Raw genomic sequence first — 24,257 nt, forward strand, 5'->3', positions numbered from 1 at the left:
GCTGTGCCAATATCCGAAAGCTTTGCCCGACGTTTGCTCCCCCTGCTTGATGAGTTGACGACACGTTACCCGACGCCCTTTCATCTCTACGATGAGCGCGCCATCGTCCAGACTCATCGACGCGTCGCGCAGGCTTTCGCCGACAGCGCGTTTCGTCAGTACTTCGCGGTCAAGGCGCTGCCCACTCCGGCGATTCTGGCCCTGTTGCTCAAAGAGGGCAGCGGGCTGGATTGCTCCTCGCCGGTCGAGCTGATGCTGGCCGAGCGACTGGGTGCGCGGGGCGACGACATTGTCTTCACCTCCAACAATACGGCGCTCGGCGAGTACCAGATGGCGCTGGACGCCGGAGCCCTGATTACCTTCGATGACCGCAGCATGCTCGACCGAGTGAAGACCTTGCCCGAAATTGTAGGGTTTCGCGTCTCACCTCATGGGGTCATCGCCCGCTCGTCACAGATGGGCAATGCGCAACAATCGAAATTCGGCGTGCCCGATGCCGATCTGGTGCAAAGCTATCGCCAGGCCTACGACCTCGGTGCCCGACGTTTCGGGATCCACGGCATGATGTGCGCCAATGAGCTGTCACTGGCGGCTGCAGTACAGGCCGGTGTGCAAGTCATCGAAGTGGCTGCGCGTGTAGCGCGCGAAGCCGACATCGAATTCGAGTACATCAATATAGGCGGAGGCCTGGGGATTCCTTACCGCACCGATGACCAGGCACTGGATCTGGACGCCTACGCCGCCGCGCTGAAACAGGCGCTCAAGCAAGCCTTCCCGCGCAACACGCCGAAACTTCTGATGGAGTTGGGCCGTTTCATTACCGGCCCGCATGGGGTGTTGGTGTCGCGGGTGATCAACCGCTGCAGCAAAGGCCGGGAAATCGTCGGTCTCGACGCCTCGATGTCCGCGCTGATGCGTCCCGGACTGTACGGCGCCTACCACCACCTGACATTACCTTTCGCCGGCCAACGCCCCGAAGGCGTGTTCGATGTGGTGGGCGCGCTATGCGAAAACTTCGACAAGTTCGCTATCGATCGCCCTTTGCCGACGCCGGCCATCGGCGACCTGGCGCTGATTCATGACACGGGCGCCCACGGCCATGCCATGGGTTTTACCTACAACGGCCGGCTGCGCCCGGCAGAACTGATGTTGACTGACAACGGCGATGTCGTGGAAATCCGTCGCGCGGAAACCTTCGACGACCATACCGGCCCGGTTCAATGGCAACCCGTCGACGTCTTCAACCCTCACAAGGATCGTTAAATGAGTAACCGTGCATTGATTGAAGAAGCCTTTGAACGGCGTTCGCAACTGACGTCTGCCGAGCTGCTGGCGCTGGTGCCAGTCATCGAAGACGGCCTCGCCAGACTGGAAAGTGGTGAACTGCGCGCAGCGCGCCTGGAAGAAGGCCAGTGGATCGCCGATACGTTCGTCAAGAAACTCATCCTGCTGTCGTTCCTCACCCGCGAAAATCATGTGGGCGAAACCGCTCCATGGCGGCCGAAAAGCTACGACAAACTGCCCCTCAAATTCGAGCACTGGGATGATGCCGCGTTCCGCGATGCACGTATCCGCGTAGTGCCCGGCGCGGTGGTCCGGTCAGGCGCATACATTGCTCCAGGTGCGGTGCTGATGCCCTGCTTCATCAACATCGGCGCCTATGTCGGCGAAGGCACCATGATCGATACCTGGTCGACCGTCGGATCCTGCGCTCAGGTCGGCGCACGTTGCCATATCTCCGGCGGCGTGGGTCTGGGCGGCGTGCTCGAACCGATCGGCAACAACCCCGTGGTCATCGAGGACAACGTGTTCATCGGTGCCCGCAGCGAGGTCGCCGAGGGGGTGATCGTGCGCAACGGTGCGGTGATTGGCATGGGCGTCTATCTTGGTGCCTCGACCCCGATCATCGATCGCGAAACCGGCGACGTGCGCTTCGGCGAAGTCCCGGCCAATGCAGTGGTGATCGCCGGCAACCGCGCCGACCCGAAATTGCCGGGCGTATCCCTGGCCTGTGCGGTGATCGTGAAATATGTCGATGAGCGCACTCGATCAAAAACCTCACTCAACGATCTGGTCAGAGAGCTCAGCCGATGACCCCCGCAGGCAATGCCTTCGCCAGACTGCAAAGCCTGCTGGATGACCTGCCGCCCGCGACCGGGCAGCCGGTCATCGCCCTGCACCTGGGCGAAACCCGGCTTGGCGACCCGACGCCACTGCTGGCACCACTGTGCGAACTCGAGCAGTGGACGCGCTATCCGCCGCTGCCTGGCACTCCCCAATTGCGCGAAGCCTACAGTGGCTGGCTACGGCGTCGCTTCGGCGCTGGCACCTGTCTCGATGAAGAGCGTGTCGCTATCGAGCCTACGCCCGGCACCAAACAGGCCGTCGCGACCTGCATCGCCCTCGCTGTGACACGCGCACGGGCACGTGGCGTAAAAGCACCGGTGGTGGTCCTGCCCAATCCGTTTTACCCGACCTATGTCGCCGCCACTGATGCCGCCGGTGCGCAAGCACTGTTTTATGACGTGAACGACGCTGACCTGTTGGCCAGCCTCGCCCGCCAACTGGATCAGGCCGGTGACAGCATCGCGGCGCTGGTGCTGTGCAACCCCGGCAATCCGCTTGGCAACATACTGCCTGCAAGCACATTGATCAGCCTCAGCCACATGGCCTTCCACGCCCAGGCGACGTTATTGGTCGACGAGTGCTACACCGATCTCGTCCCGCACTCACCACCCCCCGGCTATCTCAGTCTGGTGGAAGCCGATGCAGTTGCGCCGTGCCCGTTCGTGGTTTTACACAGCCTGTCGAAGCGCTCGGCGGCGCCGGGTTTGCGCAGTGGTTTCATTGCCGGCGATCCGTCCAGCGTCGCCGCTTATGCCGGCTTCAATCGCAGTTGCGGGGTCTCGCTGGCCTGGCCGGCGTGCAGCGCCAGCGCAGCGCTTTGGCACGACGAAACGCATGTGCAGCGTCAGCAACAGGCACTGCAATGCAATTGGGACCTGGCCGATGAGTACCTCGCCGCAGTGCCCGATTACCGGCGCGCCGATGCCGGTTTTTTCTTGTGGCTGGCGGTCGGCGATGGTGAAGGGGTCGCACGCCGACTCTGGAGCGAACAGGGTTTGCGCGTGATGCCCGGTCGCTACCTGTGTCATGAAGACGCCGAGGGCAACAACCCCGGCAAAGCGTTCGTGCGCATTGCACTGGTTCATCAGGAACCGGTCATGCGCCAGGCCCTGCTGCGCCTCAGGGCCGGGCTTGCAGGTCGTTAACGTTCGACGGGCTGCAGGCGTTGGCGGGCCAGCGCGACCCAATAGGCAACGCCCAGTGGCATGATCTCGTCGTTGAAGTCATAACGCGGGTTGTGCAACGAGCAGCCGCCTTCAGCGGAGCCATTGCCAATCCAGATGTAAGCGCCGGGTTTGCGCTCGAGCATGAAGGCGAAGTCTTCTCCGGTCATGCTCGGTGCGACCCCGGTACCCACGTTTTCGCGGCCCGCCACAGCACTGGCGGCAGCCACGCAATGGTCCGCGTGCTCGGCACTGTTGATCAGCGGCGGCGAGCCAAACTCGAAAAACTTCAGCGACGCTCGAACCCCCATCCCGGCGGCCAACTGTTCGACCATCTCGGCCATTCGGCGCGATGCGATCTCGCCGGCCTCGGGGCGGAAGTAACGCATGGTGCCGCCCAGCCGTGCAGTGTCGGGCACAATGTTGTGGGTATCGCCGGAGTGGAACTGAGTGACACTGAGAACCAGCGCATCGGCAGGGTCGATATTGCGCGAGACGATGCTCTGTAACGCGGTCACCAAATGGGCCGCGGCCAGCAACGGATCGGCGCCCTGGTGAGGCATCGCCGCATGACAACCACAACCGCTGACAACCATTTCGAACGGCCTCGCCCCCGCCATCGCCGCACCGTGATGAACCACGAATCGACCGGTCGCAAGACCGGGCCAGTTGTGCAGACCGTAGACGCACTCAGCGCGAAATTTCTCGAACAGGCCCGCCGTCATCATCGCCTTCGCACCCGTACCGATTTCCTCGGCCGGCTGAAACACCAGATGAACCTTGCCGGCGAAACTGCGATCTGCCGCCAGTCGGCTGGCAGCGCCCAACAGCATGGCGCTATGGCCGTCGTGGCCACAGGCATGCATCCAGCCGTCGTGGACTGAGCGATGGGCGAAGGTGTTTTCTTCCTGGATGGGCAGCGCATCCATGTCAGCGCGCAGTGCTATCTCGATACCTGGTTGCTCGCCTTCGATGGTGGCGACAACCCCCGTACCGCCGATGCCGATATGCGGTTGCAAATCAAAGCTGCGCAATACTTCTGCGATGAAGGCGCTGGTCTTGCGCTCGGCAAAACCCGCTTCCGGATGTTGATGCAGCCAGCGACGCCAACCGATCATTTGTTCCTGCAGTGCGAAATCCGTTTCCGATGCCATCCTGACGTTCCTGTCCCTGGAGCTGCTCTGAGTCGCCACACTATTCTGTGTCATTGAACTTCGCAACTGGCACGGATGCACGTCATGAACACTGCCGCAGGGTGAGCTCACCACGCTTATGTGGGCGTCGGGCTTACCCGCTCCTGCAGGGTTTGGTGGTGGATGCCGATTCGCCTGCAACCACCACCCCTCGGGTTTAGCCTCGGTCGTCAATCCCCGCTTGCCGTGACTGGCCGTCCAGATGCCCGCTCAGCGTGACGGGGCCGACCTTCAGGTTGCCGTTTTCAAGGGAAACCTTCGGTGCGTTTTCTTCCTTCTTCTGTGGCAGGTCCAACCCGGCCTTCACACTGTAATCGAGGTTGCTCAGGTCAGTGCTGACGACCTTCGAGCCCCCCAGATCAACGTTGCCTTGCGTTGCCGAAATGCGTGCACCGGTCAGTTGCGTGGCACCACCGACCGTAAGGTTCACGCCTTGGCTGGCGCTGATTCCGGACGCCTGCGCCACGCTGCCCTTGTGCGCATATTCGCCCTGTGCTGTCAGCGTTGGCTTGTAGTCGGTGCCGGCGAGTTTTTCCTTGTCGCTCGGCGGATTTTTCTTCGCGGTCAGGCCCAGATCGACATCGACCTTGGCGTGGTTGCTCGAGTCCTGACGGCTTTCGACGGTCAGATCACCCGCGACCTTGCCGCTGACATCTTTAGCGTCGATCCGCGCCCCCGCCAGCTGTGCATCACCGGCACTGTTCAACACCACGCTGTCAGCCTTGATCTGGCTGTTCTGCTGGGTGCTGCCTTGCAGGTAATCCACGCCCACCTTGGCCCCGGCGTTGAAACCGTGATCGCTGCTGGCCTTCTCCTCAGCGGCGGTCGGGGTTTTGCGGCTCAGGTTGCCGCCGGCATTCAGTGCGACATTCCAGTTATTGCGGTTGTCGGTGGACTGCGCCGACTCCTGCACATAACCGCCCTTCTGTGCGTCGATGCTGACGTTCGGTGCGCTGACTTGCGTGCCTTGCAGGTGAATCGAATCACCGCTCAGCGCGATGCCGTTCTGGCTGTTGAGCTGGCCACCGCTGAGGGTTTTCGACTCCTCGTTGAGCCGACCGATATTGAAATTGCCGCTCAGATTACCGCCCTGATCGCGGCTCTTCTCGCTGCTGGTTTTACTGCCGCCGCCCTTCAAGCCGCCGCCGAGATTATTGCCGGTGGCGGTGTGAGTGTCGGTGGCTGCTTGCAGATCGAGCTTGCCGTCGGCGTGCAAATCGATGCCGCCAGCGCTGTCGATTTTCGTGCCCTGCTGCACCTGATTGCCGCCGCTGCTCAACTGCACAGGGCCGTTACCGGTGATGCTCGCGACGTGGGCCTGCGTATCAGTGGTCTGCTTGCCGGTGTGATCGAGCTGGAACCCGGCGCCGAGGTCGACATTGGTGCCATCGGTGCCCGGCAAGGTGCCGACCGTCAGCGAGCCACTGCCACGCAAGCTGCTGTCGTTGCTGTTCTGCCGGTCATTGGCCTGATTCAGCGCCAGATCCCCCCCGGTGTTGATGCTGACACCGCCCTGCCCGCCGTCGAAACGGCTGCCGGCGAACTGCGCATCGCCACCGACCTTGATGTTCACACCCTGGCTGCCGGCATAAGCGCCGACCACGGCGGTGGAACTGTCCTTGCTCGACGCACTGCTGCCACCCGCGCCGCTGCCAGCGACGTTCACGTCTTCGCCGGTCTTGGTGTAGACGCGCACGTCGACCTTGGCGTCCACGGCATTAGCGCTGCTGCTGTGAGTGTTGCTGGCGGCATCGGCAAGCAGTTTGTCTGCACTGATGTTCACTTGGCCGGCGCTGGCGTTGTATTGCGTGCCTTGGTCGTGCAGCGTGCCGGTGGTTTTCACATCGACAGTGCCGCCGTCAAACCGGCTGACCACAGCGTTGCTGCTTTGCTCGGTTTTGCTGGCGCTGCCATGACCCACCGCAACGTCGATACCGACGTTCGGCTGACCGAGATTGGCCAGTGAGTCCTTGTCCGGCACCTTGCCGTTGAGCACGTCCTTGACTGCGCCCGCGATCGGCCGGGCGATGTCCTTGTACTCGACGTTGGCGCCGATATCCGCCGACCAGTTGCTGTCGTTGTGCGTGCTGCTTTCGCTGTTGCTGGCCACGCGATTATCGATCTCGTTGGCGGCGACGTTCAGACCGTTGCCAGCCTTGAGCTGTGCGCCTTCGGTGGCGAGTTTGTCGGCATTGATCGTCAGGCTGCCGCTGCTCTGTACGCTGCTGGTTTGCGCGGTGGTTTTGCTGGTCGAATCCTGCGCCGTGCTGTGGGCGAAATCGACGCCACTGCCGGCACGGTCGAGGCCGCCGGTGTAGTAGAAACCACCGCCGGTGCTGGAGGTGTCGGTGGAGGTTTTGTGGCTGTCTGCTTCGGCCAGCAACGAGACGTTTTTGCCGCTCAACGTCGTGTCACCAGCGGTGGATTTCACTTCCGCGCCTTTGAGCGTGACGTCACCGCCCGCCTTCACCTGCACACTGCCGCCGCTGAGGCTGGAGCCTTGCTGGGTGACGTCGTTGCGGGTCACGGTTTGCTGTTTGTCTTCGTAGTGAATCCCGGCGCGATACTGCTCCGGCGTTTGCTCTTTCGCATAAGCATCGAAGCCACGGATTTGCGTGGTGTCAGTGCTGTCGTGAGTGTTCTGCGCGGTGGACACGTTGACGTCGCCCGCTGCATCGGCGGTCAACGCACCATCGGCCTTGACGGTCGAGCCCGCCACAGCAATGTCCTTGGCGCTCTTGAGCTTGAGGTTGCTGTCCGACACCAGTTCGCTGCGCACAGTGCTGCTGTCTTTGCTGTTCTGCCGCGACTCGTCTTTGGTGATGCCGAAGAACTTGCTGTCCTTGTCGTGGTTGTTACTGTGCGAGGTGTCCTGCACGCCGTCGATCACCAGCGAACCCTTGTCGCTGATCACGCTGGCGTCGGTGCCGCCACGTACCTGACTGCCGCTGATGCGCACATCGTCAGCCTTGACGATCAGTTTGCCACTGGCGTTGACCTTGCTGCCCTGATGCTGGGTTTTGCCCTTGTCGGCATCACCGGTCTTGCCGAAGAAACCACCGCCAACCAGATCACCGGAGTAACGGTTGTCGCTGCTGCTATTGGTCCGTGTGGCGGTGGTGATTTCCACCTGTTTGCCGGCCAGTTGCACGTCGCCCGCGCTGGTCAACTCGGCGCCTTCGGAGCGCAAAAGTGCGGCGGTTTGCAGGGCGATGTTACCGGCCTTCAACTGGCTGGTGATGTTGCGCTGTTCCTCGCTGCTGCTGTTCCAGTCGGCTTTCCACAGGTGCTTGCGGTGGTTGCCTTGATCGGTCTGCGTGTGGCTTTCGGTGGCGGCGGTCAGGCGCAGATCGCCGCCGCTGTGCACGTCGAGATTTTTCGCGGCTTCGACTTTGGCGCCTTTCAGCTCGGTGTCTTTGCCGGACGACAATTTGGCGTCGCGGCTGGCGATAATCTGGCTACCGTGCTGACGCGATTCACTGTCGGTCTGGGTGCGATCGTAGGTTTCCCAGGTGATGCCGATGGTGCTGTTGTTCCAGTTTTCGCGCTTTTCCTGAAGCTTGCGGCTTTCGACCGTGGACAGGGTCAGGTTGCGTTTGGCGTCGAGCGTGACGTCGCGAGCGCTGACATCGGTAGCCGCCAACGTCAGATCCTTGCCGCTGTGCAAAGCGACATCGCCCTGGCTGCTGCGAATACCGGCGCGGGTCACGTCGAGGCTGTTGGCCACGGCCTCACCGCTGACACTCAAGTCACCGGCGGAACGAATCTGCACGCCGTCACGCCCGGCCACTTGCACCGCGCCAACCCTTACGCCGGCACCTTCGGCGGTGCTGACAATATTGATGCGCCCGGCCTGCATCGCGCCGAACAGGCTGGCATCAATGCGTTGATCGCCGGTGTTGCCGGCAGGGTCGACTGTTTTCACCTGACCGCTGGCGTAATCAACCTGATTGCGCCCGACCGTGAGGTTCAACTGATCACGCGCAGTGATCGCGCCCTGGCTGTCGATACGCGGCGCGATCAGGTTGATCGAACCCTCACCGTTGCGCAGGCCGCCGCTGTGAATCTGCAACTGACCGCTGGCGTCGCGGCTGCTCAGGCTTTGCAGTTTGCCGTCATTCAATTCCGGGCGACCGACCAGCAGATTGGCGTTCGGCGTGTTGATGAAACTGCCGCCATTGACCGAGATGCCGTTAGGGTTGGCCAGCACGTAATCGGCGGGCCGGCCGAAGATTTCCTGCGCGCCATTGATGGCTGACGGGTTGCGGCTGATCACTTCGTTGAGGATCACGCTCGCCGCCTGACCTTGCAGTTGCGGGTTGGCCGCCAGTTGCCCGGCCAGTTGCGATTGCCCGGCCTGCAAGGCGTTGTTCAGCACCAGGCCCTGACGGTCGACGTTGTAGTCGAGGAACTGGTTGTGCGACAGGCCCGAACCGTTGGGCGCGACGATGTTGACGATGGGCACACCGCCCTGGGTCTGCAATTGCGCGGTGCCGCCGGGTCCCGGTGCGACCACGACACCGCCGGCGATCGCGCTCGGCAGGTGCACGGCGAAGAACAGGCTGGCAATCGCCCAGCGCAATTTGCCCCGAGGGGAAAGATGAAATGCAAAGGTGTGTGCTGGCATAAAAACGTCTCCATGTGAGTACGGCATCACGTCGCGCGTTTAGTCTTGGCCGTGGCTGACGCGCTCAGATCCGACGGCTGTTTGTTCACTGCGTTGCTCAGATTTGCAGGCCCACGCGCATCAGCCAGGTTTCAGGCTCGTGCTGCAGACCATTCGGGGTGTTGAGGGCGCGCTGGTAATCGACGTCCACTTGCAAATTCTTCCAGCCCAGATTCAGGCCGACACTGGCACCACTCAGGCGCTGGCCCTGAGCACCGTGATCAGCCTTGATCCAGCCGTGGTCGAGGCCCACGCGCGGGGTGATCTGCAGCGGCCATTCACTGCGTAGGGGCAAGCGCAAGGTGTTGCGCCAGATCGCGCCGCTGGCGCCGGAGGCACTGCTGACCCGGTAGCCGCGCACCGCTGAATCGTCGGTGCCGAGCAACTGTTCGATGGCCGGCAACGGATCCGGGCTGTACTGCACATTGAGCTGGCTCTGCCATTGCCAGGCCTGCGCGCCGAACTGACCGTTGCGCCATTGGCTGAGGCCGGCGCGGTACTTGCGGAACTGCGCCTTGGGCAGATTGTTGATCTGATGTTGTGAATCGTCGTCGGCGCCAAACCAGCGCAGGCCCTGGGCGTAATTGACGTCGAGGTTCCACACCGCGCGGTCGAGCCAAAACAGATTGAGCCCAGCCTCGGCCACCGTCAGCGTCGGGCTTTGAATGCCAAGGCGAACGTCTTGCAGATAGCTGTCGACATCCTTGTGCGCCAGTTGCAGGTTGGCGCTGAGCTGCCGGCTCTGGTCGCGCCACAACACACGGTCGGCGCGCAGGCTGACCTGATCGGTGATGCCGGTGCTGTGGAAAGTCACGCTCGGCAGTTTGAAGGGCGCGCGGTATTCGGCGTGGCTGGCGAACACGCTGTAGGTCCAGTAGCCGTAGGGAATCGCGTAATACAGGCTGGCGTTGCGGCTGTAGCGGTCGCCCTGATTGAGGGTGTCGCTGGCGCTGAGGCTCAACAAATCGTTGAGTTGCAGCGGGCTGTCGAGACTGAGGCTGACGGTGTCGCGATCCCGTCCGGTACTGGCGCTGCCGAGGTTGTCGATCCCGGCATTCAAGGCCCAGCGCGAATGCGCGGAGGTGCGCGAACGCAGAATGATCCGCGAGGCGCCGGGCTGGCTGCCGGGAGCGATATCGGCGGTGAGATCGATCGAACGCAAGCGATTGAGTTGATCGAGTCCCTGCTCCAGATCGCGCAGGTTCAGCGGCTCGCCGAGCATGTTCGGAAACGCGCCGCCGAGGGAAACCGGCAGACTTTGATCGGCCAGTTCAATGGACTCGATGTAGCCTTCGTCAACGCGGATATCCAGCGACTGCCCCGCTGCCGGTGCGCTGAGCAGATACGGGCGGCTGGCGATGTAGCCCTTGTCGACATAGCTCGCGGTGATGGTCGTCAGCAGATGGTTGATCTGGCCGACGCCCATGCATGGCGCAAGTAGCGGTTTGATCCGCGCATTGAGCTTGTCGCTGTCGATCAGCGTGACGCCGCCGATGCGCGTGCCGCTCAACGGCCAGCAACGTTCATCAGGGGTAACGGTTGGCGGGATGGCCGGGGTGATTGGTGTCGGGCCGAACGCGCCGCGCTCCAATTGCCGTTTTCTCTGTTCAAGTTGCAGTTGTTGCAGATCGCGTTGTTGCTGTTGCTGCTGGCGCAACACTTCCTGGCCCGGCGCGACAGGTTCGGCGGCTTCAATCGAGGAGGCACAGACACTCAACACAAAGGCCGACAGCAGCGGGCAAAGCGGGGAACGACGGCGAAAAACAGCGCGAAACGGAAACAGCACGCAACATCCTTGCGATCATAAAATGGCGTAATGCCATGTCATCAATGATCGTGATAGTCGGAGCCCTCCTACACAAATGCAAGACGCTTCCTACAGCGCTTACATTTCTTAAACAATTGCTTTGCCTGGCTTTATTGTCAGCAGCAAGGCCACGGCGCTGCACGCTATCAGGGTTTCCCCGAGGGCCTGAGAGCCTTCGACGAGCGTCAGTCCGCCCTGACGAGGGTCAGGCGAACCTTGATTTCTGCCGTTGATAGATGCCTGGTGCCCCACGCTCCAAAACCCGAGCCCAGCACGAGCCGTCCTCGTTCAATCAAGCAACTGACGATCGGCGCCAGAAATCATTTGCGACTAAATATTACCTACGTCATATTACCGCCGTAATAACGCCCCGTTGACTCAGGTAATCCGCCATGACCAGCATGCCCACCCTCGAACCTGTTGTGGTGAAGACCAAGCCGCCGCTGCTTAAACGCTTGCTGCTTCCCGGCGCCGGATTGCTCGCGCTGATCTTCGCCGGTGTGTACGCCGTACATTGGTGGGGCGCCGGACGTTTTCTCGAAGAGACCGACGATGCTTATATTGGTGGCGACGTCACCGTGATCGGGCCGAAAGTCGCTGGTTACATCGACGAAGTGCTGGTCAGCGACAACCAGCACGTGAAGGCCGGCGACGTGCTGATCCGCCTCGACGCTCGCGACTATCGCGCCAATCTGGCCAAGGCGGAAGGCGCCGTCGCTGCCGAAGAAGCGTTGCTGGCCAACCTCGACGCCACCGAACAACTGCAGCAAGCGGTGATCGGTCAGGCTCGCGCCGGCATCGATGCCGCCGGAGCGGAAACCGCGCGCTCGCGGGATGACAATGCGCGCTACAAGCGCCTGGTCACCACCAATGCCGTGTCGGTAGAAAGCGCTCAACGCGCCGACGCCACCTTCAAAACCGCACAAGCCCTGAGCGCCCGCGCCCAGGCCGAACTGCTCGCCGCGCAACGCCAACTGGCGGTGATCGACACCCAGAAACAACAGGCCCGCGCCGCCCTCCAGCAAGCCCGCGCCGAACGTGATCTGGCGCAGTTGAATCTCGGCTACACCGAACTGCGCGCGCCGGTCGATGGGGTGGTCGGCAATCGCCGCGCGCGGGTCGGCGCCTATGCCCAGGCCGGTTCACAACAACTGTCAGTGGTGCCGGCCAGCGGCTTGTGGGTCGATGCCAACTTCAAGGAAGACCAACTGGCGCGGATGAAACCCGGGCAACGTGTGAGCATCCGCGCCGACGTCCTTTCCGGTCAGGAATTCCACGGCCGCCTCGACAGCCTTGCGCCAGCCACCGGGTCGCAGTTCAGCGTGCTGCCTCCGGAAAACGCCACCGGCAACTTCACCAAAATCGTCCAGCGCGTACCAGTACGGATCCTCCTCGACCCGGCCGACGGCGTGCTCGGTCACTTGCGTCCGGGGCTGTCGGTGACGGCGGAAGTCGACACCCGCGCGCAACCGGAAACCACTGCCGTAGCTGTCGCACCATGAGCACCACCCTCGCCGCCCCAGCGCAGCCGTTCAACGCCGCCGATATGGCGACCGCGACCAAAGTGTTCGCCTTCGCGACCATGTGCATCGGCATGTTCATCGCGCTGCTGGATATCCAGATTGTCTCGGCGTCGCTGCGTGATATCGGCGGTGGACTGTCCGCCGGCACCGACGAAACCGCGTGGGTGCAGACCAGTTACCTGATCGCCGAAATCATCGTGATTCCATTGTCGGGCTGGCTGTCGCGAGTGTTCTCGACACGCTGGTTGTTCTGCGCTTCGGCGGTCGGTTTCACCCTCGCCAGCCTGCTCTGCGGCGTGGCCTGGAACATCCAGAGCATGATCGCCTTTCGGGCGCTGCAAGGTTTTCTCGGTGGTTCGATGATCCCGCTGGTGTTCACCACGGCGTTCTTTTTCTTCACCGGCAAACAACGGGTAATCGCCGCCGCGACCATCGGCGCGGTCGCGTCATTGGCACCGACATTGGGACCGGTAATCGGCGGCTGGATCACCGATATTTCCTCGTGGCACTGGCTGTTCTACATCAACCTGGTGCCAGGAATTTTCGTCGCCGTGGCGGTGCCGATGCTGGTGAAAATCGACCAGCCGGAATTGTCTCTGCTCAAGGGCGCGGACTATCTGAGCATGGTGTTTCTCGCGCTGTTTCTCGGCTGCCTGGAATACACCCTCGAAGAAGGCCCGCGCTGGAACTGGTTCAGCGACCAGACCATTCTGACCACCGCGTGGATCAGTGGCCTCGCCGGATTGGCGTTCATTGGCCGCACCTTGCACGTGGCCAATCCGATCGTCGATCTGCGTGCGTTGAAGGATCGCAATTTCGCCCTCGGCTGCTTCTTCTCGTTCGTCACCGGCATCGGTCTGTTTGCGACGATTTACCTGACGCCGCTGTTCCTCGGCCGCGTGCGCGGCTACAGCGCGCTGGACATTGGTCTGGCGGTTTTCTCCACCGGCGTGTTCCAGATCATGGCGATTCCGCTGTATGCCTTTCTGGCCAATCGCATGGACCTGCGCTGGATCATGATGATCGGTCTGGGTTTGTTCGCTGTGTCGATGTGGGAGTTCAGCCCGATCACCCACGACTGGGGTGCCGGCGAGTTGATGCTGCCGCAAGCCTTGCGCGGGATTGCCCAGCAACTGGCGGTGCCGCCAGCGGTGACGCTGACCTTGGGCGGATTGGCACCGGCACGTCTCAAGCATGCGTCGGGCCTGTTCAACCTGATGCGTAATCTGGGCGGTGCGATTGGTATTGCGGCCTGCGCAACCATTCTCAATGACCGCACCAATCTGCACTTCACGCGGCTGGCCGAGCATCTGAACAGCCGCAATGAAGCGATGAATCAGTGGCTGGCGCAGGTCGGCGGCAACCTGGCGAATCTGGGCCAGAGCGGCGACGTCGGCGTCACTGCCAGCCTGCGCCAGTTGTGGCTGCTGACCTACCGCGAGGCGCAGACGCAGACCTACGGCGACACCTTTTTGATGATCGGCGTGTGCTTCGTCATCGCCACCGCGATGGTGCCCTTGATGCGCAAGGTGCAACCACCGGCGGCGCCGAGTGCGGATGGGCATTGATCACTATTTTCTGGCCATACCCATTTCCCTTGTGGGAGCGAGCCTGCTCGCGAAGGCGTCGTGTCAGTCACCATGGTTGTTATCGGACACTCCGCTTTCGCGAGCAGGCTCGCTCCCACAGGGGTTAAGCGTTGAGGCTTAAGCCTGTGGGGTTTTGCGGAAACCGACGGCCAGACGGTTCCAGCTGTTGATGGTGTTGATCGCCACGGTCAGGTCGACCATTTCTTTCGGCGTGAACTGCGCCGCAACCACGTCGTAATCTTCGTCCGGGGCATGGGTCAGGCTCAGTTGCGTCAGCGATTCGGTCCACAGCAGCGCGGCGCGTTCGCGGTCGCTGAAGAACGGCGCTTCACGCCAAGCGGTGACCGCGAACAAGCGACGCGGGGTTTCACCGCCCTTGATCGCATCGGTGGTGTGCATGTCGATGCAGAACGCGCAGCCGTTGATTTGCGAAGCGCGCAGCTTGACCAGTTCGATCAGGTTTTTTTCCAGCGGCAGCTTGGACACCGCGGTTTCCAGGGCGATCATCGCTTTCAAGGCATCTGGGGAGGCGGTGTAGAAATCGGTACGAGGTTGCATGGTGGCTCCGGGCAGCAAGTGAAGGTGTGGCTACGTTAGTCCTCGCACCCGGTTCGGCAAATAGCCAATATTCCAGAAGATCAGGAGGCCACTCGGTTTCGCTGCTGACCGCTCGTCAGCCACTGGGCACCAAGGGTTCTGTGCGTCAGACCAATATCAGGTACAGACCCTTTGTGGAGACGGATCATGATCACGCGCAAACTCACCTCGTTACTGCTCGCCGGCCTGTTGGCCACGGCATCGGCCGCCAGCTTCGCTGCCAATGATGGCGCTGACGCCACCGGCACCAAATCCGGTGGCCCGACCAGCACCACCACGCCGCCAGACAACACCCCGGGCGCGCCTTCGGGTGGTAGCGGTTCTTCGGGTATGGGATCCGGGACCGGCACCAATGGTGGCGCCAGTGGTTCCGGCTCGGGGGCTGGCGGCGGTACCGGATCGGCCGGCGGCGGCACTGGCGGTGCGGGCGGTGGCACGGGCGGCTGAACGAACAAGAGCCATCCCGATTAGACAAGGTCCCTTGTGGGAGCGAGCCTGCTCGCGAAGGCGTTGTGTCAGATAACCTTTATTCGCCTGACACGACCTCTTCGCGAGCAGGCTCGCTCCCACAGGTTTTGTGTCAGCGTTTGGGTTAGCGATCAGAGCGCATCAACTCGGCCAAACCGCTGTCCAGTGACAACACCGCCGCGCGATTGCGCCCGGCATTTTTTGCCTGATACAGCGCCGCATCGGCGCGCTGGATAAACACTTCCGGGCTGTCATTGCCACTCGGGATAAACGAATAACAGCCCAGACTCACCGTCAGGTAACCGGTCGGCGAGCCGCTGTGGATGATGTGCTTGTCGATCACGCTACGGCGGATCTGCCCGGCAATCGCCAGTGCGCCGTTGATGTCGGTGTCCGGCAACAGCACCGCAAACTCCTCGCCACCATAACGTACCGCCAAATCAGACTTGCGCTGGCAGCACGTCTGCAGTACCTGTGCGACCTGAGTCAGACAGTGATCCCCGGCGACATGACCATAGGCATCGTTGTAGCGCTTGAAGAAATCGATATCGAGCATGATCAGGCTGACCGGACTGACCTGCCGCGCGCCACGGGCGAATTCAACCTCCAGCGAACGCTCGAACAAACGTCGATTGGCCAGCCCGGTCAGGCTGTCGTGGGTCGCGATCTGCTCCAGCGTGCGCTGGGCCTTGCGCAAGTTTTTCTCGATGCGCTCGCCATCGCGCACCTGATGAATGAACACCCAGCCAAACAGGCCGATGCCGAGAATCACCAAGGCGACGATCACACTCGACTGGAATGCGCGGGCGTACCAACCCTCGAGAATCGTATCGCGCGACGTCGCCGCCGACACCACCAACGGGTATGCCGACAGGCGTCGATAACCGTACAGACGCACCACGCCATCGACCACCGAATCGATCATTGCGGTGCCGGCCGAGGCTTCGGGCAGCAACGTACGATAAATCCGCCCTTGCGCCAGCGATGTGCCGATCAGCTTTTCATCAAACGGTCGGCGGGCGAGCAAGGTGCCGTCGCTCAGGCCAAGGAACATGATGCCTTGGTCATCGAGGCTGAAGCTTTCGAAGAAGCGGTCGAAGTACGACATCTTGATCCCGGCCAGCAGCACGCCCTGGAAATTGCCCGCATGATCATTGATGCGTTTCGAAATCGGGATGATCCACTCACCGTTCTCGCGACTGCGAATCGCCGGGCCGATGTGCGCCAGCGTCGAGACGTTCTGCTGGTGAAACTTGAAGTACTCGCGGTCCGCCACGCCATTGCCACGGGGCAGATCGGCAAACGAAGTAATCATCCACTGACCCTGCGTGTCGAAGAGAAAAATACCGTGCAACTGATCGAGTTGCTGCACGCGCCGGGCAAAGGTTCTCTGCAAGCGTGGTTTCTGCGCCGCGCCGTAACCGTCGTCCTGAATCCAGTCGACCAGGCTGGTCATCACCAGATCGGCGGCGAGGAACGTGTCCTCGGCCTGCTGCGCCATGGCCCGGGTCAGATTGCTTGAGGCTATTTTCGCCACTGCCAGATCCTGCCTTCGCGACTGCTCCAGTTGCAGGTACAGCAAACCGGACAGGCACAACCCCACCGCAACGATAAACAGCACCGCCGCTTTGCGCAGCGGCAGGCGTTTAAGAGTGCCTCCGGGGGCCTGATGCGGGTCGTGAATGGGGATAGGCAAAAGCAAGTCCTGGGCAGGTACGACAAGGGCGCCAGCGGGTAAACCCTTATGTTTGTGAGCGTAGCCCACCGGGATGTACGGGGCAAACGCCCCGGTCCCGCCCAGTTGTATCGGCGCGCAGCGAGATTGGATGATCGCTGTTCGTCGATTTATTTTCGATTGCCTCTTTAGGGTTAGTCAGTTGTGAAGGGCCAGGCGCCGCATCGCACTGTGCAGATGCGCCCGCGCACTTTGCGCATCGCCCTCGCGCATCTGCTCACAGGCCCGTTGCGCAATGGCATGAGGCACAGGCTTCAGTTCCCGTTGCGTGGCCATCGCCAGCAGTTGCACCTGGGCCGCGCGCTCCAGGTAATAGAGGTCGTCCCAGGCTTCGGCGATGGTCGGGGCGGCGACGATCACGCCGTGGTTTTTCAGGAACAGAATGTCGGCGTCGCCCATGACTTTGGCAATCCGGTCACCTTCGGATTCGTCCAGCGCCAGGCCGTTGTAATCCTCGTCCACCGCCGTGCGCCCATAGAACTTCAGCGCGGTCTGCCCCAACCACAACAGCGGCGGACCTTGCAGCAGGCACAACGCCGTGGCGTGGGGCATGTGCGTGTGAAACGCGACTTTCACCCGGGGCAGTTGCTTATGCAGACGCGCGTGAATGTAGAACGCCGTGGCTTCCGGCTGGCCTTCGCCCGCCACCACGTTGCCCTCGAAGTCACAGACCAGCAGGTTCTGCGCGGTGATTTCGGCAAAGGCATAACCGTAGGGATTGACCAGAAACAGATCATCATGCCCCGGCACCATCGCCGAAAAGTGATTGCAGATGCCCTCCTCCAACCCATGTAGCGCGGCCAGTTGGAAGCACGCCGCCAGTTCGCTGCGGGCGGTGATGATTGCCTCTGTGTCGAGGTTCAATGCGGCCGGACGTAAGGCCCGCGCACTGACGCCAAGAGTGTGAGCCATGACGATTCTCCGTGATTACCAACCGAGGGATTTGAACAGCGGCAGCACTTGATCGAGGCTGTTGAGGATCGCGTCGGGGCGATAGTCCGGCAGCAACTGGCGACCGGTGCCGCGATCGATCCACACACAGCGAAAGCCCATGTCCCGCGCGGCCGTGTGGTCAAGCATGGGACTGGCACAGATGTGCACGACTTCATCGCGGCTGACGCCCAATTGTTCATGAGCGTAGTCGAACAGCCGTGGCGCCGGTTTGTAGGCGCCGGCCTGCTGTGCGGTGATCACCCGGTCCATGTAACCACCGAGTTGCGCGACGTTGCCGGCGATGATGTCGTCGTCGGTGTTGGAGACGATGCACAGTTTGAAACCCATGTTTTTCAATTCACGCAGGGTCTCGATCACCTCGGCAAACGGCGGCATTTTCGGGATCGCGGCGGCCAGACGCTGGCTGTCTTCGGGCAGGCTGGGCAGGCCCAATTCTTCCAGGGCCAATCGCAGGCCGAGGGTGCTTAGCTCGCGGAACGAACGGTGCGGCGGGGTCTGTTCGAGGCGATGTTCGTGGCGGTCATAGACGTCGATCAACTGCCCGACATCGATCTGATGCTCGCCCTTCTCGCTGAGAATTTCCCCAACGACGGCTTTGAGGCCTTCGTCCCATTGAATCAACGTGCCGTAGCAATCGAAGGTCAGCCATTGCGGGCGCGGTGTGTGAGTCAGTGTCATTGGTCGAGTCCTCCGGGGTAAGGACTTCAGCTTATGAGCGCCCGGTGATAGTGTGAAATTAAATAAATAGCCAACCGTCAGTTGAATAACCACTATCGAGAGCACCACCATGCTGGATCTGGAACTGCTGAAAACATTTGTCTGCGTGGTCGACGAAGGCAGCTTCACCCGCGCCGCCGATCGCGTGCACCGCACCCAGTCGACGGTCAGCCAGCAGGTGCGCAAACTCGAAGAGCTGGTCGGCCACGCCCTGCTGCTGCGCGACCGTACCGGGCTGAATGTCGCCGTTACCGAGCACGGCGAACTGCTGATCCACTATGCGCGGCGTTTGCTGGCGCTTTCGGCAGAAGCCACTGAAGCGCTGGCCAGTGACCTCGACCTGGAAATCCTGCGTATCGGCATGCCGGAAGACTTCGACGCGCGGCGCATGGCGCTGATCCTTGCTGGCTTCACCCGCAGCCATCCGCAAGCACGGCTGGAAACCCTCAGCGGCATGAGCCTCGATCTGCGCCAACGCCTCGATGCCGGCGACATCGACATCGCTCTGATCAAACGCGAACCCGACAGCGGCCCGGCGTGGGCGACCTGGCCGGAACGACTGGTGTGGGTCAAAGGTGCGGAGTTTGATTCGTCCACTGGCGTGTTGCCGTTGGCGTTGTTTCCGCAAGGCTGTCTGTATCGGCAGCGCGCCATTCGTTTGCTCGATGTTGCCCAGCGCCCCTGGCGGGTCGCGTTCGGCAGCCACAGCCTGACCGGGATTCAAGCAGCGGTGGCCTCAGGGTTGGGAGTGTCGGTGCTGCCGATGTCGGCGGTGTTGCCTGAGCATCTGGTGTGTACGGATCTGCCGGAACTGGCGCCGACGGAATTGGCGTTGGTCAGTCGTGAGGGTGTGTTAAGCGGGTTACAGCGCGGTCTGGTGGAGTTTTTGCGTGGGGAGTTGGGGGTGGATGCCGCTGGATTTGCCTGATAGCTCAGGCTTGTCGAAAACCCTGTGGCGAGAGATCTTGCTCCCTCGCCACAGAGTCAGTGTGGTCCTTTCGACCTCGAGTCAGATCAACGCGACGGCGGCACCCGGATATCCCCCGCGCGGCACTGGGTTTTCACACCCTTGCCACAGGCGCCGAACTGCAGATCCTTGCCCATGCACACGCGTACTTCCGACAACTCCGGGCCACTGCAAATGACAGCGATGCCATCCGCCGGAATGCCCGGGTTGGCCTTGCGGAACAGGTCGGCGATTTCCTGGGCTTCGAAGTAATAGGAACTGCTGAACGGTTGCAGTTCATCGGGGATTTTCACCGCCGCCACGGCTTTGTCCGCTTCATCCAGATAGCCCATCGCGCCGAGGCCGCTGCAGGTGCCGTGCTTGGCCCATTCGTGGTCGAGCAGTTTTTTCGTCGGGAACAGCGTCAGGCCCTGGCTGGTTTGCGCCGCGTTCAACGTGGTCAGTGGTGGGCAGGATTCCGGCCAGCCGCCCTTGGCGTATTGCGGCCACAAACCGTGAAGCACGAAGCCGTAGCCCTTGCCCGTGCACTGCGAGTCATCTTTGTGGGTCAGACAAAAGGTCGGCGACCAGGACAACGCCAGCAGGTAGTAATCGAATACCCCCGCCACCGATTCCGCCTGGGCTTTGCTCGACTGTGATTGCCGCGCCGAACTCAACCCGATGCTACCGGCCGTCAGCGCAATCACTGCCAAAATTGTAAACAGCTTTTTCATCTACCCGCTCCTTGGGACGCCTGCGTCCGTGGTTTTCGATCCTGGCCTGACTTGGCCAGCGCTGATTTCGACACGCTTGTGTTGCAAGCGCATGACGCAAGGCAACGCCGCACGCCGTTGTAAGGTCTACGATTAACAGGCAGACATCAAACCAAGGGATCCGAAATGAGTAAAGCAGACGAACTCGCCGCCAAACTCAAGCAAACCCGGCACACCCATGCCGATGCCGCGCTGGAGATCGATTGCTGGCCAGCTCAGGTGTACGACTTGTACCACCGCATTGAGGCTTGGTTACAGCCAGTCACCGAGGTAGGCCTGAAGATTCGGCGCAATCCTACGCACGTTTGCGAAACGTCACCGGATGGTGAAGCGCATGACTACGCAATTGATCAACTGGTGATCGAGGCCAATCAGCAAAGCCTGACATTTGATCCCATTGCACGGTTCACCGAGGATGGCGCCGGGCGAGTGCAGATTACCCTGCCGGAAAGAAACACTTATCTACTGCGAACCGTCGATGAGCACCATGAAAGCCACTGGTGGCTGCAGACGGTTGAAACCGGTCAGGAGCTGGATGCCATCGCCCTGACCGAGAACAACTTGTTGCAGGTCGTGCAGGAAGGCCTCGGCCTCTAGCCCCGATTACTACCGCCGCGCCGAGCAAAACTCGACGATCACCTGCGATAGTGCATCGATCATCTGCGGCTCAGCGTGAGGCGCGACAAACAAGCGGAACTGCGCATCCGGCAACACCGGCAAGCCCAGCTCCGCACCCAGCGCAGTCAATCCCTGCCCCAGTTGACTGACCGGCATCGGCGCCACGGCAAATCCGGCCAGCGCCGCTGCGCGCAAGCCGGCGGTACTCGAACAGAGCATCGCGGTGCGCTGGGAAATGCCAGCCTGAGCCAAACGTGTCAACGCGGCTTCGCGGTACGGGCAAGGTTCGGGAAACAGCGCCAGCGGCAGAGGCGTTGGCAACTGTGTGACAGGCTGCGCGGCCCACGCCCACACCAGTGGTTCCTGCCAGAGTAATCGCCCCGATTCGCCGGTTTCACATAGCGAACCGATGACCATCTCCAGATCACCCTGTCGCATCTGGCCCAGCAACGTCCCCGGAATATTCACCTGCACATCAAGCTCCATGCCGGGATGCTGCGCCGCGCAATCCTGCAACGCGCGCAACAACCGCGCCTCGACAAAATCCTCGGACACGCCAATCCGCATCCGCCCCTGAAAAGGCGTGCGCGTGAGCTGCGCCCAGGCATCGCGATTCAACGCCAGAATCGTCCGCGCATAGGCGATCAGGCGTTCGCCGTCAGCGGTGAGTTGCTGAGAACGAGTGGTGCGTTTGAGCAACGGCTTGCCGACTTGCTCTTCCAGCCGGCGCATATGACCGCTGACCGCCGACTGCGTCAGATGCAGTTTTTCCGCCGCACGACTGAAGCCGTCCTCATCGACAACGGTGACAAAGGTCTTGAGCAACAGAGCGTCAAACATAGTTGGATACGTGATCAATGGATGATTTATTCACGATTTATAGTTTGAAGCGCGCTATGTTGCAATGCCTCGCACTCTCTCCCCGACTGCCGAGGCTTCACGTGACCACCCTTCTGCACATCGAATGCTCACCGCGCAAACAACGCTCCGCCTCACTGCAAGTGGCCCGCAGCTTTATCGATCGCTATCTGCAGCATCAGCCGCAGACCCACGTCGAAACCCTTGATCTATGGGGCACGCCGCTGCCGGAGTTCGGCGAGGAAGCGATGAACGCCAAGTACGCCGGCCTCAGCGGTACGCCGCTGACCCCCGCCCAGCAATCGGCGTGGAATGAACTCAAGCACCTCGCCGCGTACCTGCATCGTGCCGACCTGATTGTGCTGTCGGTGCCACTGTGGAATTTCAGCATTCCGTACAAGCTCAAGCACTTCATCGATCTGGTGTCGCAGAAAGACATCCTCTTCAGCTTCGATCCGCAGCATGGCCTGAGAGGTCTGCTGAAAAACAAAATCGCCGTGGGTGCCTATGCCTGCGGAATGGATTTTTCGGCGCAATCGGCCACGCCCGCCGAACGATTCGATTTTCAGAAGCCCTACGTCGCGGCATGGCTCGACTTTATCGGCATCAGCGATGTGCATGAGTTGCGCGTCGAGAAGACCATTCTCGGCGAAGACATTGATCGTGAGTCGCGGCTCGCGGCGTCACAACAGGCGCGGGATCTGGCCGATCATCTCGCTGCAACTGAAGCTGACAAAACTGTAATCCCCGCCTCAGCCAACTGAAAGCCGGCGCTGGTTAGCCTCCCCGTCATGAGTCAAACGGGGATTCCAGCGCATGCTTTCCAACCCATCACGACGCACCTTCGTCAAAGGCCTCGCCGCCGGCAGCCTGCTCGGTGGCCTCGGCCTGTGGCGCACGCCGGTCTGGGCGCTGAATGCGCCCGGTCAATCGCATGAACTGAGCGGCAGCGACTTCGAGTTGTTCATCGGCGAAACCCCGGTCAACTTCACCGGCAGCCCACGCACGGCGATGACCATCAACGGCAGCCTGCCCGGCCCGTTGCTGCGCTGGCGTGAAGGCGACACCGTGACGCTGCGGGTGCGCAACCGGCTCAGCGCCAGCACCTCGATTCACTGGCACGGCATTCTGCTGCCGGCGAACATGGACGGCGTACCCGGCCTGAGTTTTCACGGCATCGAACCGGGTGGCGTGTACGTCTATCAATTCAAGGTGCGGCAGAACGGCACCTACTGGTATCACAGCCATTCCGGGTTGCAGGAACAGGCCGGCGTATACGGCCCGCTGGTGATCGACGCCAAGGAACCGGAGCCGTTCCAGTACGACCGCGAGTTCGTGGTGATGCTCAGCGACTGGAGCGACGAAGACCCGGCCAGCCTGATGAAGACCCTGAAAAAACAGTCCGACTACTACAACTTCGACAAACGCACCGTCGGCGATTTCATCAACGATGTCAGCGAGAAAGGCTGGGGCGCCACCGTTGCCGATCGCAAGATGTGGGCAGAAATGAACATGAATCCCACCGACATCGCCGACGTCAGTGGCGCCACCTACACCTTCCTCATGAATGGCCACGCGCCGGACAACAACTGGACCGGCCTGTTTCGCCCCGGCGAAAAACTGCGTCTGCGCCTGATCAACGGCTCGGCCATGACCTACTTCGACGTGCGCATTCCCGGACTGAAAATGACCGTGGTCGCGGCGGACGGCTTGCACGTCAAACCGGTCAGCGTCGATGAACTGCGCATCGCCGTGGCCGAGACTTACGACGTGATCGTCGAGCCGGACGCCGAGGCGTACACCCTGTTTGCCCAGGCCATGGATCGTACCGGTTATGCCCGTGGCACCCTCGCCACTCGCGTCGGGTTATCTGCGCCCGTACCGGGTCTGGACCCGCGCCCACTGGTGACCATGGACGACATGGGCATGGGTGGCATGGATCACGGCTCGATGGACATGAGCGCCATGGATCACTCGGCGATGGGCCCGATGCAATCCCATCCCGACAGCGAAAAAGACAATCCTCTGGTGGACATGCAAGCCATGACCACCGCGCCAAAACTCAACGACCCCGGCCTCGGTCTGCGCAACAACGGCCGTCGCGTGCTCACCTACGCCGACCTGCGCAGCACCTTCGAAGACCCGGATGGCCGCGACCCGAGCCGCACGATCGAACTGCATCTGACCGGCCACATGGAGAAATTCGCCTGGTCGTTCAATGGCATCAAATTCTCCGACGCCGAACCGCTGCATCTGAAATACGGCGAGCGCATTCGCCTGGTGCTGGTCAACGACACGATGATGACCCACCCGATTCACTTGCACGGCATGTGGAGCGATCTGGAAGACGAAAACGGCGACTTCCAGGTGCGCAAACACACCATCGACATGCCGCCCGGCACGCGCCGCAGCTACCGCGTGACCGCCGACGCACTCGGTCGCTGGGCCTATCACTGCCATCTCCTGTACCACATGGAAACGGGCATGTTCCGCGAAGTGCGGGTGGAAGAATGAAGGGGCCGC

Annotated in this window: 19 protein-coding genes; 10 read left to right on the forward strand and 9 right to left on the reverse strand. The window is 61.6% G+C overall.

Annotated elements, in window-relative coordinates; all coding sequences use genetic code 11:
- Window positions 1–3: 3 nt before the first annotated feature.
- The 3 genes from CCX46_RS20250 to CCX46_RS20260 are packed head-to-tail and all read left to right on the forward strand — an operon-like array spanning window position 4 to window position 3,272.
- Window positions 4–1,263, forward strand: a complete 1,260-nt coding sequence (locus tag CCX46_RS20250; RefSeq protein ID WP_127929094.1) for a diaminopimelate decarboxylase — start codon at window positions 4–6, stop codon at window positions 1,261–1,263.
- Entirely contained in the window at window positions 1,264–2,094 is an 831-nt protein-coding gene (locus tag CCX46_RS20255; RefSeq protein ID WP_127929095.1) for a 2,3,4,5-tetrahydropyridine-2,6-dicarboxylate N-succinyltransferase, read from the forward strand.
- Window positions 2,091–3,272, forward strand: coding sequence for an aminotransferase class I/II-fold pyridoxal phosphate-dependent enzyme (locus tag CCX46_RS20260; RefSeq protein ID WP_127929096.1), 1,182 nt, complete (start codon window positions 2,091–2,093; stop codon window positions 3,270–3,272). The genes CCX46_RS20255 and CCX46_RS20260 overlap by 4 nt, the downstream gene beginning before the upstream one ends.
- Here CCX46_RS20260 and CCX46_RS20265 read toward each other — a convergent pair.
- The 3 genes from CCX46_RS20265 to CCX46_RS20275 all read right to left on the reverse strand — a co-directional run bounded on the left by CCX46_RS20265 (window position 3,269) and on the right by CCX46_RS20275 (window position 10,935).
- Window positions 3,269–4,444 carry a M20 aminoacylase family protein gene (locus CCX46_RS20265; RefSeq protein WP_127929097.1) on the reverse strand — a complete coding sequence of 392 codons (1,176 nt, stop codon included), beginning with the start codon at window positions 4,442–4,444 and terminating at the stop codon, window positions 3,269–3,271. The two genes, CCX46_RS20260 and CCX46_RS20265, sit on opposite strands and share 4 nt — an antisense overlap.
- A 196-nt stretch (window positions 4,445–4,640) precedes the next feature.
- Window positions 4,641–9,110: a hemagglutinin repeat-containing protein gene (locus CCX46_RS20270; protein WP_127929098.1), complete on the reverse strand. Its 4,470-nt coding sequence runs from the start codon at window positions 9,108–9,110 to the stop codon at window positions 4,641–4,643.
- 97 nt (window positions 9,111–9,207) lie between these two features.
- Complete coding sequence (locus CCX46_RS20275) at window positions 9,208–10,935, reverse strand: ShlB/FhaC/HecB family hemolysin secretion/activation protein (protein ID WP_127929099.1); 1,728 nt, start codon at window positions 10,933–10,935, stop codon at window positions 9,208–9,210.
- Window positions 10,936–11,348: 413 nt separating this feature from the next.
- Between CCX46_RS20275 and CCX46_RS20280 the strand changes: the two genes are divergently transcribed.
- The gene (locus CCX46_RS20280) at window positions 11,349–12,458 is read left to right on the forward strand and encodes an HlyD family secretion protein (RefSeq protein WP_127929100.1); all 1,110 of its coding nucleotides are present in this window, start codon (window positions 11,349–11,351) and stop codon (window positions 12,456–12,458) included.
- Window positions 12,455–14,047, forward strand: coding sequence for a DHA2 family efflux MFS transporter permease subunit (locus CCX46_RS20285; protein ID WP_127929101.1), 1,593 nt, complete (start codon window positions 12,455–12,457; stop codon window positions 14,045–14,047). Before CCX46_RS20280 ends, CCX46_RS20285 begins: the two co-directional genes overlap by 4 nt.
- Before the next feature lie 138 nt (window positions 14,048–14,185).
- Here the strand turns inward: CCX46_RS20285 and CCX46_RS20290 are convergent, their stop codons facing one another.
- A complete protein-coding gene (locus CCX46_RS20290) occupies window positions 14,186–14,626 on the reverse strand; it encodes a carboxymuconolactone decarboxylase family protein (RefSeq protein WP_127929102.1) in 441 nt (146 codons plus the stop codon).
- A 186-nt stretch (window positions 14,627–14,812) separates the two neighbouring features.
- Here CCX46_RS20290 and CCX46_RS20295 point away from each other — a divergent pair, with 186 nt between their 5' ends.
- Window positions 14,813–15,112 (forward strand): hypothetical protein, encoded by a 300-nt coding sequence (locus tag CCX46_RS20295; protein ID WP_077573787.1) that lies wholly within the window; start codon window positions 14,813–14,815, stop codon window positions 15,110–15,112.
- Between the two features lie 145 nt (window positions 15,113–15,257).
- On the opposite strand, the gene CCX46_RS20300 is transcribed toward CCX46_RS20295, so the two are convergent.
- From CCX46_RS20300 to CCX46_RS20310, 3 genes are all read right to left on the reverse strand, one after another.
- Window positions 15,258–16,829, reverse strand: coding sequence for a sensor domain-containing diguanylate cyclase (locus CCX46_RS20300; protein ID WP_127929103.1), 1,572 nt, complete (start codon window positions 16,827–16,829; stop codon window positions 15,258–15,260).
- A 177-nt stretch (window positions 16,830–17,006) separates the two neighbouring features.
- On the reverse strand, window positions 17,007–17,780 hold the full coding sequence (locus CCX46_RS20305; protein WP_127929104.1) for an aldolase: 774 nt from the start codon (window positions 17,778–17,780) through the stop codon (window positions 17,007–17,009).
- A 15-nt stretch (window positions 17,781–17,795) separates the two neighbouring features.
- On the reverse strand, window positions 17,796–18,500 hold the full coding sequence (locus CCX46_RS20310) for a haloacid dehalogenase type II (RefSeq protein WP_127929105.1): 705 nt from the start codon (window positions 18,498–18,500) through the stop codon (window positions 17,796–17,798).
- Window positions 18,501–18,609: 109 nt separating this feature from the next.
- Between CCX46_RS20310 and CCX46_RS20315 the strand changes: the two genes are divergently transcribed.
- Entirely contained in the window at window positions 18,610–19,467 is an 858-nt protein-coding gene (locus tag CCX46_RS20315; protein WP_127929106.1) for a LysR family transcriptional regulator, read from the forward strand.
- An 86-nt stretch (window positions 19,468–19,553) separates the two neighbouring features.
- Here CCX46_RS20315 and CCX46_RS20320 read toward each other — a convergent pair whose 3' ends face one another.
- Entirely contained in the window at window positions 19,554–20,219 is a 666-nt protein-coding gene (locus tag CCX46_RS20320; protein ID WP_095121098.1) for a ribonuclease T2, read from the reverse strand.
- Between the two features lie 165 nt (window positions 20,220–20,384).
- Here CCX46_RS20320 and CCX46_RS20325 point away from each other — a divergent pair, with 165 nt between their 5' ends.
- On the forward strand, window positions 20,385–20,855 hold the full coding sequence (locus CCX46_RS20325; protein ID WP_127929107.1) for a hypothetical protein: 471 nt from the start codon (window positions 20,385–20,387) through the stop codon (window positions 20,853–20,855).
- Between the two features lie 9 nt (window positions 20,856–20,864).
- On the opposite strand, the gene CCX46_RS20330 is transcribed toward CCX46_RS20325, so the two are convergent.
- The gene (locus CCX46_RS20330) at window positions 20,865–21,716 is read right to left on the reverse strand and encodes a LysR family transcriptional regulator (RefSeq protein ID WP_127929108.1); all 852 of its coding nucleotides are present in this window, start codon (window positions 21,714–21,716) and stop codon (window positions 20,865–20,867) included.
- A 101-nt stretch (window positions 21,717–21,817) separates the two neighbouring features.
- Here CCX46_RS20330 and CCX46_RS20335 point away from each other — a divergent pair, with 101 nt between their 5' ends.
- A complete protein-coding gene (locus tag CCX46_RS20335) occupies window positions 21,818–22,498 on the forward strand; it encodes an FMN-dependent NADH-azoreductase (RefSeq protein ID WP_127929109.1) in 681 nt (226 codons plus the stop codon).
- 52 nt (window positions 22,499–22,550) lie between these two features.
- Window positions 22,551–24,248, forward strand: a complete 1,698-nt coding sequence (locus tag CCX46_RS20340) for a copper resistance system multicopper oxidase (RefSeq protein WP_127929110.1) — start codon at window positions 22,551–22,553, stop codon at window positions 24,246–24,248.
- The last annotated feature ends 9 nt before the right edge of the window (window positions 24,249–24,257 follow it).

Origin of the sequence: Pseudomonas sp. RU47 (genome assembly GCF_004011755.1) — a bacterium.
Classification (GTDB): domain Bacteria; phylum Pseudomonadota; class Gammaproteobacteria; order Pseudomonadales; family Pseudomonadaceae; genus Aquipseudomonas.